Source organism: Aquabacter sp. DMC10 (genome assembly GCF_056314145.1).
Genome location: NZ_JBQUYX010000003.1, coordinates 273,295 through 286,741, shown reverse-complemented (window position 1 = coordinate 286,741; position 13,447 = coordinate 273,295). Strand labels below are relative to the sequence as shown.

At 69.5% G+C, this 13,447-nt stretch carries 13 protein-coding genes; 4 read left to right on the top strand and 9 right to left on the bottom strand.

What is annotated here, in order from left to right:
* Positions 1 to 21: 21 nt before the first annotated feature.
* The 7 genes from ACT54L_RS10030 to ACT54L_RS10000 form a co-directional block, all read right to left on the bottom strand.
* Entirely contained in the window at positions 22 to 621 is a 600-nt protein-coding gene (locus ACT54L_RS10030; protein ID WP_476085437.1) for an outer membrane protein, read from the bottom strand.
* A gap of 288 nt (positions 622 to 909) precedes the next feature.
* Positions 910 to 2,004: an outer-membrane lipoprotein carrier protein LolA gene (locus ACT54L_RS10025; protein WP_476085436.1), complete on the bottom strand. Its 1,095-nt coding sequence runs from the start codon at positions 2,002 to 2,004 to the stop codon at positions 910 to 912.
* 57 nt (positions 2,005 to 2,061) lie between these two features.
* The gene (locus ACT54L_RS10020; RefSeq protein WP_476085435.1) at positions 2,062 to 4,539 is read right to left on the bottom strand and encodes a DNA translocase FtsK; all 2,478 of its coding nucleotides are present in this window, start codon (positions 4,537 to 4,539) and stop codon (positions 2,062 to 2,064) included.
* Between the two features lie 16 nt (positions 4,540 to 4,555).
* On the bottom strand, positions 4,556 to 5,758 hold the full coding sequence (locus ACT54L_RS10015) for an aminotransferase class I/II-fold pyridoxal phosphate-dependent enzyme (protein WP_476085434.1): 1,203 nt from the start codon (positions 5,756 to 5,758) through the stop codon (positions 4,556 to 4,558).
* A 141-nt stretch (positions 5,759 to 5,899) separates the two neighbouring features.
* Positions 5,900 to 7,039 (bottom strand): FAD-dependent oxidoreductase, encoded by a 1,140-nt coding sequence (locus tag ACT54L_RS10010; RefSeq protein WP_476085433.1) that lies wholly within the window; start codon positions 7,037 to 7,039, stop codon positions 5,900 to 5,902.
* Between the two features lie 261 nt (positions 7,040 to 7,300).
* A complete protein-coding gene (locus ACT54L_RS10005) occupies positions 7,301 to 8,266 on the bottom strand; it encodes a bifunctional riboflavin kinase/FAD synthetase (protein WP_476085432.1) in 966 nt (321 codons plus the stop codon).
* Between the two features lie 109 nt (positions 8,267 to 8,375).
* Entirely contained in the window at positions 8,376 to 9,260 is an 885-nt protein-coding gene (locus tag ACT54L_RS10000; protein WP_476085431.1) for a TIGR01459 family HAD-type hydrolase, read from the bottom strand.
* Between the two features lie 302 nt (positions 9,261 to 9,562).
* Between ACT54L_RS10000 and ACT54L_RS09995 the strand changes: the two genes are divergently transcribed.
* The gene (locus ACT54L_RS09995; RefSeq protein WP_476085430.1) at positions 9,563 to 10,291 is read left to right on the top strand and encodes a hypothetical protein; all 729 of its coding nucleotides are present in this window, start codon (positions 9,563 to 9,565) and stop codon (positions 10,289 to 10,291) included.
* A gap of 17 nt (positions 10,292 to 10,308) precedes the next feature.
* Here the strand turns inward: ACT54L_RS09995 and murD are convergent, their stop codons facing one another.
* Complete coding sequence (murD, locus tag ACT54L_RS09990; protein ID WP_476085429.1) at positions 10,309 to 11,709, bottom strand: UDP-N-acetylmuramoyl-L-alanine--D-glutamate ligase; 1,401 nt, start codon at positions 11,707 to 11,709, stop codon at positions 10,309 to 10,311.
* Between the two features lie 126 nt (positions 11,710 to 11,835).
* Positions 11,836 to 12,189: an ArsR/SmtB family transcription factor gene (locus ACT54L_RS09985; RefSeq protein ID WP_476085428.1), complete on the bottom strand. Its 354-nt coding sequence runs from the start codon at positions 12,187 to 12,189 to the stop codon at positions 11,836 to 11,838.
* Between the two features lie 48 nt (positions 12,190 to 12,237).
* On the opposite strand from ACT54L_RS09985, the gene ACT54L_RS09980 reads away from it, so the two are divergent.
* The 3 genes from ACT54L_RS09980 (at position 12,238) to ACT54L_RS09970 (ending at position 13,421) form a co-directional block, all read left to right on the top strand.
* Positions 12,238 to 12,450: a YgaP family membrane protein gene (locus ACT54L_RS09980; protein ID WP_476085427.1), complete on the top strand. Its 213-nt coding sequence runs from the start codon at positions 12,238 to 12,240 to the stop codon at positions 12,448 to 12,450.
* Between the two features lie 84 nt (positions 12,451 to 12,534).
* Positions 12,535 to 12,975 (top strand): YeeE/YedE family protein, encoded by a 441-nt coding sequence (locus ACT54L_RS09975; RefSeq protein WP_476085426.1) that lies wholly within the window; start codon positions 12,535 to 12,537, stop codon positions 12,973 to 12,975.
* A complete protein-coding gene (locus ACT54L_RS09970) occupies positions 12,972 to 13,421 on the top strand; it encodes a DUF6691 family protein (RefSeq protein WP_476085425.1) in 450 nt (149 codons plus the stop codon). The genes ACT54L_RS09975 and ACT54L_RS09970 overlap by 4 nt, the downstream gene beginning before the upstream one ends.
* Positions 13,422 to 13,447: the final 26 nt, after the last annotated feature.

Here is a 13,447-nt window from a genome sequence, read left to right as displayed (position 1 = left end):
AAGGCCGCCCGGCCTGAGACATCAGAACTTGTAGTTCACCGCCACCTTCAGGTCGTTGAAGGGCAGGTCGAGGGTGCGCGGGGAGGACGAGGTGTTCACGTTCAGCGTGCCGAGATCCACATAGAGATACTCGGCCTTCACCGTCCAATGGTCAGTCAGCGCCACTTCGAGGCCCGCGCCCAGCATCCAGCCCCACTGAGTGCCGGACTGGGACAGGTCGTAGGAATTGGCGGGGGTGGCCAGGTTCACGCTGGTGAAGGTGTAGCTGGTCTTGCCATAGGCAGCGCCGCCCGTGACATAAGGCAGGACGCGGCCGAACGCATAGCCGGCGCGGGCACGCAGGGTGCCGAAATAGTCGATGCTGCCGCCGAACGTGCCCTGGACGCTGCCGAGCGCGGTGGTGACGGTCTGGCCGGTAATGTCGGCCCATTGCAGGTCCGCCTCGGCGCCGAGAACCACATTGTTGGCGAACTGGTAATTGTAGCCCACCTGGCCGCCCAGGGCGTAGCCGGAGGCATTAATGCCCCAATTGTAAGGATTGGCGCCGGACTGGTCGATCTGCGCGGTGCCGCCGGCATAGCTGCCGTTCACGCCGGCGTAAAATCCGGTCCAGGAAAACACCGGCTCCACCACAGGCACGGCCTTGACGGGATAGGAGCGGGCAAGATCTGCGGCCAGAACCGGCGTCGCCAGTCAGATCGCCGCCATCGATACGAGAAGATATGCACCCTTCATGTCAGCCCCCAGCTGGATCCGCCGGAATGGCGGAGCAAAGCGCGGCCTTGGCCGTTCGCTCATCTAGCGCAGGGGGAATGAAGCTTTCGCGATGCAGCAGAAAGAATTCGAAAGATTTCTAAACAGGTCCTCAACGAGGGCTATATACTACCTCCGATCATAGCGCTGCCGAACCTATTGCAGCATCCGATCGAAATTGATGACAAACAGCTTGGGATCGGGTCGGCGGGTGTAGTCCAGGTTCCGGATCGCCACCGAGGTGTCGTAGCCCTGCGGATCGGTCACGATCCACTGCTTGAGCTGATAGTCCTTGGCGTCGAACAGGAGCAGCAGCTTGTAGGTGCCGAGCATAGGCACCTTCTCCTCCATCACCACCGTCACGTAGAGATTGTCCTGGTAGACCCCCACCACATGGGGGTCGCGCGCCAGGTCGATGGTCTGCGCCAACAGGAAGCGCAGCGGGGTCTGCGACAGGGGCGTGATGTCCTGAGTGTTCAGCCGCCGGTCGCGCACCGCAACCGACTGGCCGTTGGAGATCAGCTCCAGGGTGGCGGGGGAATCATATTCAAACCGCACCCGGCCGGGTTTCTGCATGTAGAAGTCGCCGGTCTTGCGCGAGCCGTCCGGGTCCACCTGCACGAAATTGCCGGAGAGCACCTGCACGCCGTTCCAATAGGTGCTCACCTTGTCGATGATGACGTCGGGCGCCCGATCCTGGTCGCCCTGCACGGGCGCCACCGCGCGCGGCTGGAACGGCGCGCCGGGCTTGCCGGTGCCGCTCACCTTGCCGCTCGCGACGTTGGATGCGGTGGCGGTGGGCGCGATCTGGGTAGGCGCCCCCGCAGCAGCAGCCTGGGCGGGGGCCTCATTGGCGCTGGCGGGCCGGGGCACGGGGATGGGCGGCGGCGCGGAGGCCACGTTCGGCGGCGGATTGGCCGAGGCCGGGTTCACCGCCTGGGCATTGGCCGGGGCGGTGGGCGCGGCTGGCGTGGCGGACGCAGTGGACGTGGTGGACGCCAGCGGCAGCGCCGTCTGCGCTCCGAACAATTGGGACTGGGTGGGCTGGGCGGCGCCGGGAATGGAGCCGGTGGGCCGCAGCACCTCGCCCGGCGGCAGCAGCACGCCCTGGGCCCGCGCGGGCGCGGCCACCGCCAGGAGCAGCGCGCAGAGAACCGGCAGGACAAGGCGAGGCGTCATGGCGACCTGAAGGGCAGAAGGGCCGAGGGCGTTTCGGAACGGGGCGTGCGGGTGCGGCTGCGTCAACTTCACGTCCCTCTCCTAAACCGCCCTCATGGCGAAGCTGTGGCCCTGCGTCAGGTGCGCCGCCTATTCGGCGGCCTCGTCCGACAGCAGGATTTCCCGCTTGCCCGCATGGTTGGGCGCCCCGACGACGCCTTCCTTCTCCATCCGCTCCACCAGGGAAGCGGCGCGATTATAGCCGATCTGCAGCCGGCGCTGGATGTAGGAGGTGGAGCACTTCTTGTCCCGCAGCACCACGGCCACGGCCTGGGAATAAAGGTCCTGTCCCTCGTCCCCGAAGGCGCCCTTGTCGAACACGGCGCCGTCCTCCTCCTCGTCCCCGTCCGGGTCGGCGGTGACGGCGTCCACATAGGAGGGCGCGCCCTGGGCGCGGAGGTGGCGGACCACGTCCTCCACCTCTTCATCCGACACGAACGGCCCGTGCACGCGATTGATGCGCCCGCCGCCGGCCATATAGAGCATGTCGCCCTGGCCGAGCAGCTGCTCGGCGCCCATCTCGCCGAGAATGGTGCGGCTGTCGATCTTGGAGGTCACCTGGAAGGAAATCCGGGTGGGGAAATTGGCCTTGATGGTGCCGGTGATGACGTCCACCGAGGGGCGCTGGGTGGCCATCACCAGGTGAATGCCGGCGGCGCGGGCCATCTGGGCGAGGCGCTGGATGGCGCCCTCGATCTCCTTGCCAGCCACCAGCATGAGGTCCGCCATCTCGTCGACGATCACGACGATATAGGGCAGCGGCCCCAGCTCCATCTCCTCGCGCTCATAGATGGCTTCGCCGGTCTCGTGATCGAAGCCGGTCTGAACCGTGCGAGCGATGCTCTCGCCGCGCTTCTCCGCGTCGGCGACGCGGGCGTTGAAGCCGTCGATGTTGCGCACGCCCAGTTTCGACATCTTCTTGTAGCGGTCCTCCATCTCCCGCACCGCCCAGCGCAGGGCCACCACCGCCTTCTTGGGGTCGGTGACCACGGGAGCGAGCAGATGGGGGATGCCGTCATAGGCCGACAGCTCCAGCATCTTGGGGTCCACCATGATGAGGCGGCACTGCTCCGGCTTCAGCCGGTAGAGCAGCGACAGGATCATGGTGTTGATGGCCACCGACTTGCCCGAGCCGGTGGTGCCGGCCACCAGCAGGTGGGGCATGCGGGCGAGATCCGCGATCACCGGCTCGCCGCCGATGGTCTTGCCGAGCGCGATGGCAAGCTTATGGCCACTGTCGGAGAAGTCCTTGGTGGCGAGCAGTTCGCGCAGCAGCACCTTCTCGCGCTTGGCGTTGGGCAGTTCAATGCCGATGGCATTGCGACCGGGCACCACGGCCACGCGGGCGGAAATGGCGCTCATGGAGCGGGCGATGTCGTCGGCAAGGCCGATGACGCGGGACGACTTGATGCCCGGCGCCGGCTCCAACTCGTAGAGCGTCACCACCGGGCCGGGGCGCACCTGCACGATCTCGCCGCGCACGCCGAAATCCTCCAGCGTGCTCTCCAGCAGGCGCGCCGTCTCCTGGAGGGCTTCCGGGCTCATGGCCGGGCCCTTGGAGGGCGGCGGCGCGGTGAGGAGCTTCAGGTCCGGCATCTGGTAGAAGCCGGGGCGGCGGGGCACGGGGGGCGCCTCACGCCGGGCCGGGACCGCCTTGCGGCTGGAGGGCGCGGGCGGGGCCGCGTCCTCCTCGTCATGGGCATCCCGGGGGGCGGCATCGCGACCGGGGGCGCCGCCGAGGCGGGGCTCCACCCGCCCGCCCGTCTCCACGGCGCGGGTCTCGGAGGCGAACACCTCGCGGGCAAAGCCGCCCAACGCCGCCACACGCGGCGCCTTGCGGCGGGCGAACAGGCGGGCGCGCAAGGACAGCAGGGTGTGGGTGAAGGCGCCGAGCGAGATGGCCCGCTGGTCCGGCGGCTCGCCGTCATCCTCCTCCTCGGGGCCAAGCTCGTCCTCGGCGCGCGGCGTGCAGCGGCCGCAGGCGAGATAAAGGCCCATGAGGGCCGCCGAGCCGCCCGCCACACCCACCAGGAAGATGTCGAACAAGGACGGCAGGCCGCCGCGCACCACGCCCAGCAGGCGCGGAAAGAGATCGCCCACCGCTCCGCCCATGCCGCTGGGAATGGGCCAGGTGCCGAGGCGCGGCAGGATGCCGAGCACCGCGCAGGTGCCGAGCACGCCCAGGGTCAGGGCGCCCAGGCGCAGCTTCTCGCCCGGCAGCGGGCGATGGGTCAGGAGCCGCCAGCCCCAGAAGGCCACCGGCAGCAGCAGCGCCAGGCAGGCGAGGCCCAGAAGCTGCATCAGAAGGTCGGCGATGATGGCGCCGGGCCGCCCCAGCGCATTGGCGATATGCCCCGCCGAGGCGTTGGAGAGGCTGGGATCGGTGGCGGTCCAGGTGACCAGCGAGGCGAGCGCGAACAGCGCAACCGAAAGCAAGCCGAAGCCGGTGATCTGGCTGCTGCGCCGCCTGACCGCCCGCCGCACCCCCTCCGGGATGACGTCAAGGAGCCCGAGCCCGGCGGATCGCAGGGCGGGATTGGCAGAGGGGCGGCGGCGGGCCATGGGCATCGGCGCTCGGTCTCCTTCAGCTCAGGCCGGCGACGAGGCGTTTGAGCACCTCTTCGCAGGTGGGCAGGTCCTGGACCAAGGCGACGCGCAGATAGGCGTCGCCGGGATTGATGCCATTGGCGTCCCGACGGGCGAGATAGCCGCCCGGCACGGTGCGCAGGCCCTGTTCGCGCCACAGGCGCAGCGCGGCCTGTTCGCCGCCGCCGGCCGACGACACGTCGAGCCACAGGAAGAAGCCGCCCTCGGGCCGCTCATAGCCGAACCGGCCCTGGAGCAGGCCGTCGGCGAGGTCGAACTTGGCCTTGTAGAGCGCGCGGGAGGCCTCCACATGGGCCTCGTCCTCCAGCGCCGCGACGCCCACCATCTGCAAGGGTTCGGGCACCTGGGGGGCGGCCACCCAGCGGAAGGCCAGATATTCTTTCAGGAAATCCGCATCGCCCGCACAGAAGCCGCAGCGCAGCCCCGGCAAGGACGAGCGCTTGGACAGCGAATTGAAGGCCACCGCGCCGGTAAAATCGCCGTCGCAGGCTTCGAGGATGCCGGCCGGGGCCTTCTCGCCGAGATAGACTTCGGAATAGCACTCGTCGGCGAACAGATAGGCGCCATGGGCGCGGGTGAGCGCCAGCAGCCGCTTGAGATAATCGCGCGAGGCGACCGCCCCCTGCGGATTGGCGGGGGAGGCCAGGAACACCGCCACCGTGCGGGCGAGAAGCTCGGGGGCGAGGGCATCAAGGTCCGGCAGCCAGCCGCTCTCCCGCGTGGTGGGCATCACCACCGCCTCGCAGCCGGCCAATTCCGCACCTGCCGCATAGGCGGCATAGAAGGGATTGGGCAGCAGCATGACCGGCCGGCCGGGACGCTCGGCGACGCGGCGCTTGGCCACCACGGCGGCGGTCACCAGCCCCTCGCGGGAGCCGTTCAGGACCAGCACTTCCGTGTCCGCATCCACCGGGCGACCAATGTCATAGCGCCGGTCGAGCCAGGCGGCCGCCGCCTTGCGGAAGGCGGGCAGGCCCTCGGCCCGGGGATAGCGGCCGAAGCCGGCAAGCGAGGCATCGAGAACCGGCTGCACGAAGCCCGGCATGGCATGCTGCGGCTCGCCCACGGCGGCCGAGAGCGGCGGGCGGCCAGGGGCGATGTCCGCCAGGAGATCGGCGAGCCGGACGAAGGGGGAGCGACGATCCTCCACGGGAGGCGCTGAGGGAACGGAATGGGGCATCGGCACGGGGTTCGCGAAAGTTAAGGTAAACCATGCGCGATTTGGGTTAAGAGGCGCCTAACCGCAACTGTTCTCTTCGCGCTTCTGCGCCCGCCGGCCAAAGCGGCATCCGCGCGCTGCGGCGCCATCCCTCCCTGCCCGTCACAGCGGGGGCGGAGGGCGCCGGAACAGGTCCACGACGCTCCAGGGGGCGCGCGGCCCGAAGAAGGCCTGGAGGTTCCGCGCGGAGAGGTCCGCAAGGGCGGCACTGCGCGCAAACAACGCCTGCTCATAGTCCGCAAGCGCGGCCTCCCGGTCACCGGGATGGCGCAGAAGGGCCTTGGCCAGTTCGGCGCCGTCGAGAAGCGCCAGATTGGCCCCCTCCCCCGCGAAGGGCGACATGAGGTGGGCCGCATCGCCCACCAAAGTGAGGCCGGGCACGCGTGCCCATCGGTGCCCGACCGGCAGCGCACGGATCGGGCGCAGCACCGGGGCACAGGCGCTCTCCGTCATCATGGCGATGAGGTGCGGCGCCCACCCCTCGAAATGCCCCGCCATCTCCGCAAGGCCAGCGCGGGCGTCGGCGAGATCGACCGCCCGAATGGCCTCCTCGGGCAGGGCGAGGGCGGCATAGCCGTTGGCCGATCCGTCCGCATTCCCATGCATCAGGATGCCTCGGCCCGGGGAGACCGCCATCAGCGTGCCCCGGCCAATGGCATCGAGGGACGCCCGATGGTTCGGCTCCCCGGCGGGCAGCGCGATCTCGATGAATGAGATGCCGGCATAAACGGGCTGCGCGTCCGAAAGCGCCGGCCGCACCCTGGACCAGGCGCCGTCGGCGCCCACCACCAGATCGGCCTGGCGTGTGCCGCCATCGGCAAACCGGACCCGATGCCCGGCCCCCTCCCTTTCGATGGCGACCGCCTTGCGGCCCCAGGCGATCCTGCCGGGCGGAAGCGATTGAATCAGCAGGTCGCGCAGCGCGCCCCGCTCCACTTCCGGAGGACCGGAGACGGGGTCGCTGGCCCGCTCGAACAGGAGGGTGCCCTGCGTGTCCACCACGCGCTTGGCATCTTCCCCCGGCCGCACCAGGGACAGGAAGGGCTCAAACAGACCCGCATCCCGCAGGGCGGCCTGCCCGGTGTCCTTGTGGATGTCCAACAGCCCGCCCTGGCTGCGCGCCGTCGCGACCGGCTCGGCTTCATAGAGGGTGGCGGAGATGCCGTTCACATGCAGCACGCGCGTCAAAGTCAGGCCGCCGAGTCCGGCACCGATGATGGAAATGGAAGGGAAATCGCCCATGCCAACGCTCCGGGTCTCCCGTCCGGTCCGTGGACGCTGACGGGCGCCTGCGACCGAACCGGTCGTCAGGCCTTTGCTTCGGGAGACGCTGGCCGCGCCCTGCTGACCGCAGGGCGGACGTGTCTGCGACGGCCGGGCAGACGGGTTGATCTGCTCAGGCCGTCGTTTTTCGCGATGGTTATGATCTAGACCCAGGCTGCGGCCCACGCAAGCCGGCCGGGGCGGCGCAAGGCCGATCCCCTGACCTGCGGAGGCGTTGGGCTAGCGGGCGCCGGTGCCCGCCAGAATGCCCTTGGCGGTGGCACTGTCGCGGTCCATCTGGGCAATGAGGGCGTCGATGCTGTCGAACTTCATCTCCGGGCGGATATAGCCCACCAGCGCCACGTCCAGCACTTGGCCGTAGAGATCGCCGGAAAAGTCGAACAGGTGGACTTCCAGCAGCGGCGCGCCGTCGTCGAAGGTGGGACGCCGGCCGTAGCTGGCCACCCCGTCCACCGTGCGGTCGCCGATGGTGACACGCACCGCATAGATGCCGAAGGCCAGTTCCGTCCCCGCTGGCAGCGCGAGGTTGGCGGTGGGATAGCCCAGCGTCCGGCCCCGCTTGTCGCCATGGATGACAGTGGCCGCAATGCTCCAGGGCCGGCCCAGCATGTGCGCGGCATGGCCCACTTGGCCCGCGGCCAGCGCCGCGCGCACGGCGCTGGAGGAAATGGGATCGCCTTCGTCGCGCATGGGCTCCACCACCGCCACCTCGAAGCCATGGGCGGCGCCGGCCTCTTTCAGGAAATCCGGCGAACCGCCCCGGCCGCGCCCGAAATGGAAGTCGAAGCCCACCACCACGCCGGCCACCTGGAAGTGGCCCACCAGGATTTCCGCGACGAAGGCATCGGCGGTCAGCGCCGCCAGCCCCGCATCGAACGGCAGCACGATGGCCCCGGCCGCGCCGGTTGACGACAGGCAGGCGATCTTTTGCTCCGGCGGGGTGAGGCGGAACAAGGTCTTGGTGGGCTGGAAGAAGCTGCGGGGATGGGGCTCGAAGGTGAGCGCCGCCGCCGGCCGGCCGAGCCGGGCCGCCATATGCTGCGCCACGGCGATCACCGCCTGGTGGCCGCGATGGACGCCGTCGAAATTGCCGATGGCCACCACCGGCCGCTGCAGCTGCGCCGGCACGGGAGCAAGGCCGTGCACCACGGCGAAGGTCGGATCAGCGGAGGGGGAGCGTGTCATCGGCGACCGGACTGAAGGAACGGCAAGGCCCGAGGCGCAAGGCCCTGGGCGGGCAAAGGGTTGGACCAGCGCCGCCCCACCGTCAAGCCGGGGCGGCACCGGGTGCGCCCTACCAGGCCAGGCGAGGCATCACGCCGCGCGGATGGGCATGGCCGGTGAAGAGGTTGATCAGCGCCTCCGCATCGGGCTGCGCCCCGCCCTCGGCCCCCAGCTCCGCCGCATGGATGCCGGAGGCGATGAACAGGCTGTCGAAGCCGGCGGCGGTCGCGCCCATGATGTCGGTGCGCAGGGCATCGCCGATGCACAGCACCTTCGGGGCGTCGGGCAGCCAGCCGGGCAAGTCCGCCGCGCGGGCAAACGCGGTGTCGTAGATGGGCTTGTGCGGTTTGCCGCAATAGACCGTGTGGCCGCCCAATTGGTCATAAAGCTGGGCGATGGCGCCGGCGCAATAGATCAGCTTGTCGCCGCGCTCCACCACGATGTCGGGATTGGCGCAGATGAAGGGCACGTGGCGGGCCTGCAGCGCGGTGAGGGAGGCGCGATAGTCCTCCGCCGTCTCCACCTCGTCGTCGAACAGGCCGGTGCACACGATGAGATCCGCCGCCTCGGGGCCGGAGAGCTGAAGGTCGAGGCCGTCGAAGGTGGGCAGGTCGCGGGAGGGGCCGATGTGATACATGCGTGCGCCGGGATGGCCGGAGAGCACGGCCTGCGTCACGTCGCCGGAGGTCACCACCGCGTCATAGGCCGAGCGGGGCACGCCCAGTTTGTCCAGCATGGTGATGATGAAGGCATTGGGCCGGGGCGCGTTGGAGACCAGCACCACCTTGGCGCCGCCGTCGCGGGCGCGGGTGAGGGCCTCGCCCGCCGCCGCATAGGCGGCCAGGCCATTGTGCAGCACGCCCCACACGTCGCACAGGATCAGATCGTAGTCCGCAGCCAGTTCCGAAAGACCGGACACCGGCCGGGGTGCCACGAGCCTGCTCTCCATGTTCATGTCGCTTTGCTCCTCGTCGTGCCACGCGCCTTGGCATGCCACCTGGGGCCGATCGGTGCCCCGACGTGCCACGCCCGGCGGCCGATCACAAGGGCCTTGCTGCATCGCAATGGCCTTCCCGCCGTCCCCCTCGCCGCCGGCCTGGGCGCGAAAACGTCTTGGCCGGGTTGGACAATTCCCCTTCATCGGGCCGATGCATCGCCCTATAAGGGGACCGCGTCACGGGGTCAGCGACGCAGGGCACGGGAGCTGATCGGGGGATCAGGCTCCAACCGGCGAGGGCAGCCTTGCCGGCGAGACACATGCACATGAAGCCAAACACCATGGCCTTCCGTCCGTTCCTCCGGGGTGCCGGAGCCGCCGCGCTCTGCGCCGCCTTCGCCCTGCCGGCCGCCGCCCAGACCCTGACCTTGCCGCCGGTTCTGCGGGATGCGCGCTATTGCGAGGTGCTGCCCATCGCCCTCGACGGCGTCGGGCTGCGCGCCTCGGTCTACAACACCATGGGGCTTGGCGACTGCCCGCCGGACAAGTGGGCCGCGCTCACCGAGGCCGAGGTCAAGCGCCAGTTCGATGTCTATCTGGTGGCCATGAACGGGCCGCGCTATTTCCTGATGGACAAGATCATCGCCAGCGGCGCCACCAAGGCGGGGGAAACGGTGGAGCTGGGCGGCATCGGCTTCATCAAGCGGGCGGAGGTGCAGATCTCCTTGTGGGACCTGCGCAACCCGCCCTATGCCGAGCACGAGATCCACCGGGACACCACTTTCGTGTTCGAGGCCGGCAAGCCCACCTTCCAGCTCACCGCGCCCGGCGGGGCGGTCTATGTCATGCAGTCCTATTCCCGCATGAAGGACAAGGACCTGAGCTATGCGGCGCTGCCGGACCTGGGCCGGCGCCTGCAACTGCCCAAGGGCTGGCACTATGCGACCGTCGTGCCCACCGCCGACTTGGCCGTAGATGCCGAGGGCCGCGCCGTGGTGGTGCAGGACGATCTCGGCAACACCTACCAACGGCTGCCCGCGGCGAAGTGAACGGGACCGGCCGGGCCTCACCCGCGCGCGGTGACGCCCGGCAGGGCCTGGGCGAGGGTGCGGAAGGCATCGCCGCGCACCTCGAAATTGGGGAACTGGTCGAAGCTGGCGCAGGCGGGGGAGAGCAGCACCACGGCGGGGTCGAGGCCATCGGCCTCCGCGGCGCGGGCGGCGCGGGCGAGGGCTTCGTCCAGCGTGACGGCGATCTCGTGCGGCACCTGGCCCTCCAGGGTGCGGGAGAAGTCCTCCGCCGCCTCGCCGATGAGATAGGCCCGCTTCACCGCCCCGAAGAAGGGCGCGAGCGGCGCGATGCCCCCCGACTTGGGCTTGCCGCCGGCAATCCAATAGATGTTGGAGAATGAGGTCAAAGCCCGCTCGGCCGCATCCGCATTGGTGGCCTTGCTGTCATTGACGAACAGCACCTTGCCCTTGCGGCCCACCTCTTCCATGCGATGGGCAAGGCCCGGAAAGCGGCGCATGCCGATGGCGATCACTTCCGGCGCCAGCCCGATGGCCCGGGCGGCGGCGAAGGCGGCGGCGGCATTCTGGGCATTGTGGGCGCCGCGCAGGGAGGAAATGCCGGCAAGATCCAGCCGGAAGCGCTCCACGCCCTTTTCGCTCAGCACGATGGCGGAGCCGTCCCGCCACACGCCGTCCGCCAGCGGGCGGCTCACGGAGATGCGCACCACATGGGTGCCGGCGCGCTCCGCCCTGTCAGCCATGGCGGCGGAATAGGTGTCATCCACGCCAACCACCGCCGTACCGCCGGTGGGAATGCCTTCCAGCAGGCCCTCCTTCACCGCCGCATAGGCCTCGATGGTGCCGTGGCGGTCCAGATGGTCGGGCGTCAGATTGAGGTGCACGCCCACGGACGGATCGAGGGTGGGGGCGAGATCGATCTGGTAGGAGGAGCATTCCACCACATGCACCCGGCCGGAGCGCGGCGGCTCCAGGGACAGGATGGCGGTGCCGATATTGCCGCCCATCTGCACATCCCGCCCGCCGGTGGCAAGCAAATGGGCGGTGAGCGCCGTGGTGGTGGACTTGCCATTGGTGCCGGTGATGGCCACGAAGGGGGAATGGCGGGCCCGCGCCCGCCGCTCGCGGCAGAATAATTCGATGTCGCCGATAATCTCCACGCCCGCCGCCCGGGCCAGCTCCACGCTCCAATGGGGCTTGGGATGGGTGAGCGGCACGCCGGGGGAGAGGATCAGCGCGGCCAGCTGCGTGAAGTCCACCTGCCGGAGGTCCACGACGGCGAGACCCGCAGCCTTGGCCTTGGCCCGCCCGGCCTCGGCATCGTCATAGACCACAACCTGCGCGCCGCCCGCCACCAGGGCCTCGGCGGTGACAAGACCGGACCCGCCCAGGCCGAACACGGCGACGGGACGATCCTTGAAGCTGGCAACGGGAATCATCGTGCGAACCTGGACTGGAACCGGCAGCCCCCTGCCGGCAAAACAGCCCAAGCACTAGAACGCGTCGCGCCCGAAGGGAAGCACCCGCGCACCGTCCGGCGCAGGCATTTGCACGCAGCCGCCGCCTCAGCACCCCGCCCCGGCCTGCGGCGCGCAGTAAAGATTGTACAGCGTCTCCATCACCGCCCGCACCTCGCGCCCGGCCAGGCGGTAATGAAGCGTCTGGCCCTCGCGCCGGCTGGCGACAATGCCGGCTGCCTTCATCTTGGCCAGGTGCTGGGAGAGCGCCGAGGGGCTCAAGCCCACATCGGCGGCAAGGTCCCCGGCCGTGCGCTCCCCTTCCACCAATTGGCACAGGACCAACAGGCGCTTGGGATGGGCCATGGACGACAGGAGGGCAGCGGCCGCATCGGAATTGCGGACCAGATCCTGGGGCACCGCACCGGAGGCATGGGGAGGAAGGTTCAGGGCTGTTGACATTTTAGCGTTTCATGAAATACTAAAATCATTAGACCACAGGAGGCGAAGATGAGCAATGTGGGTGGAGTGGACCGGATCGTGCGGGCCGTGCTGGGGCTGTTGCTCCTGGCCTCGCCCCTCCTGGTGACGGGCGTGTGGGCCTATGTGCTCCCCCTCATCGGCGTGGTTCTGCTCGGCACCGCCTCCTTGCGCTTCTGCCCGGCCTACCGGCTGCTGGGCCTCTCCACTTGCCCCGTCCCCAGCCGGACGAATGTCAAATAGGTGTTCCGGTGAATGCCGCCAGTGCGCGCCGTGACCCCACGACAAGTCTCGCGCCATCCGCAATGGCCGACAAGGTGAAATGACGTGACCCTTCCTGCGACACACTTCACGCCCCTCCTGTCGGGGCTGGGCGGCCTGCTCATCGGCGCCTCGGCGGTGCTGCTGATGGCCCTCAATGGCCGCATCGCCGGCATCAGTGGCATTGTGGGCCGCCTGGTCAATCCCGGCGCCCGCGGCCCGGTCCGCGAACAGGTGCTGTTCGTGATCGGCCTGGTGGGCGGGGCGCTCATCGTCTCCCTGCTGGCCGGCGGCGTGGCGCAGCATCTGCCGCCAAGCCTCGGCCTCCTGGCGTTGGCCGGCCTTCTGGTGGGCTTCGGCGCCACCCTCGGCCAGGGCTGCACCTCCGGCCATGGGGTGTGCGGGCTGGCGCGGCTCTCGGTGCGCTCGCTGACGGCCACCCTCACCTTCATGGGGGTTGCCATCCTCGTCACCTTCCTGATCCGCCATGTGGGAGGCCTGTCATGATCGGCCTTGGTGCGCTGCTGGCGGGCCTCTTGTTCGGCGCGGGCCTTGCCCTGTCGGGCATGCTCGACCCCGCCAAGGTGTTGAACTTCCTGGATCTGACCGGTGCGTTCGATCCGTCCCTCGCCGTCACCATGGCGGCGGCGGTGGCGGTGACCTTCCTCGGCTTTCGGGGGCTCAGGGGCTGGTCGCGGCCGGTCTTCGCAAAGAGCTTTGCTTGGCCCACCGCCAAGGACATCACCCCGCGCCTCGTGATCGGCGCCGCCATTTTCGGCCTCGGCTGGGGGCTGGCCGGCATCTGCCCGGGGCCGGCCATCGCCTCGCTGGCTCTGTTCAACCCCGCGATCCTGGCCTTCCTGGTGCCCATGCTGGCGGGCATGGCCCTCGCCCACCTCATGGTGGCCCGGGCCGGGCGCGCCGGGGGCTCCGCACCGGCGCAGCGCCCGTAAAACCCCCCGCGCCGGCCCAGCCGGCG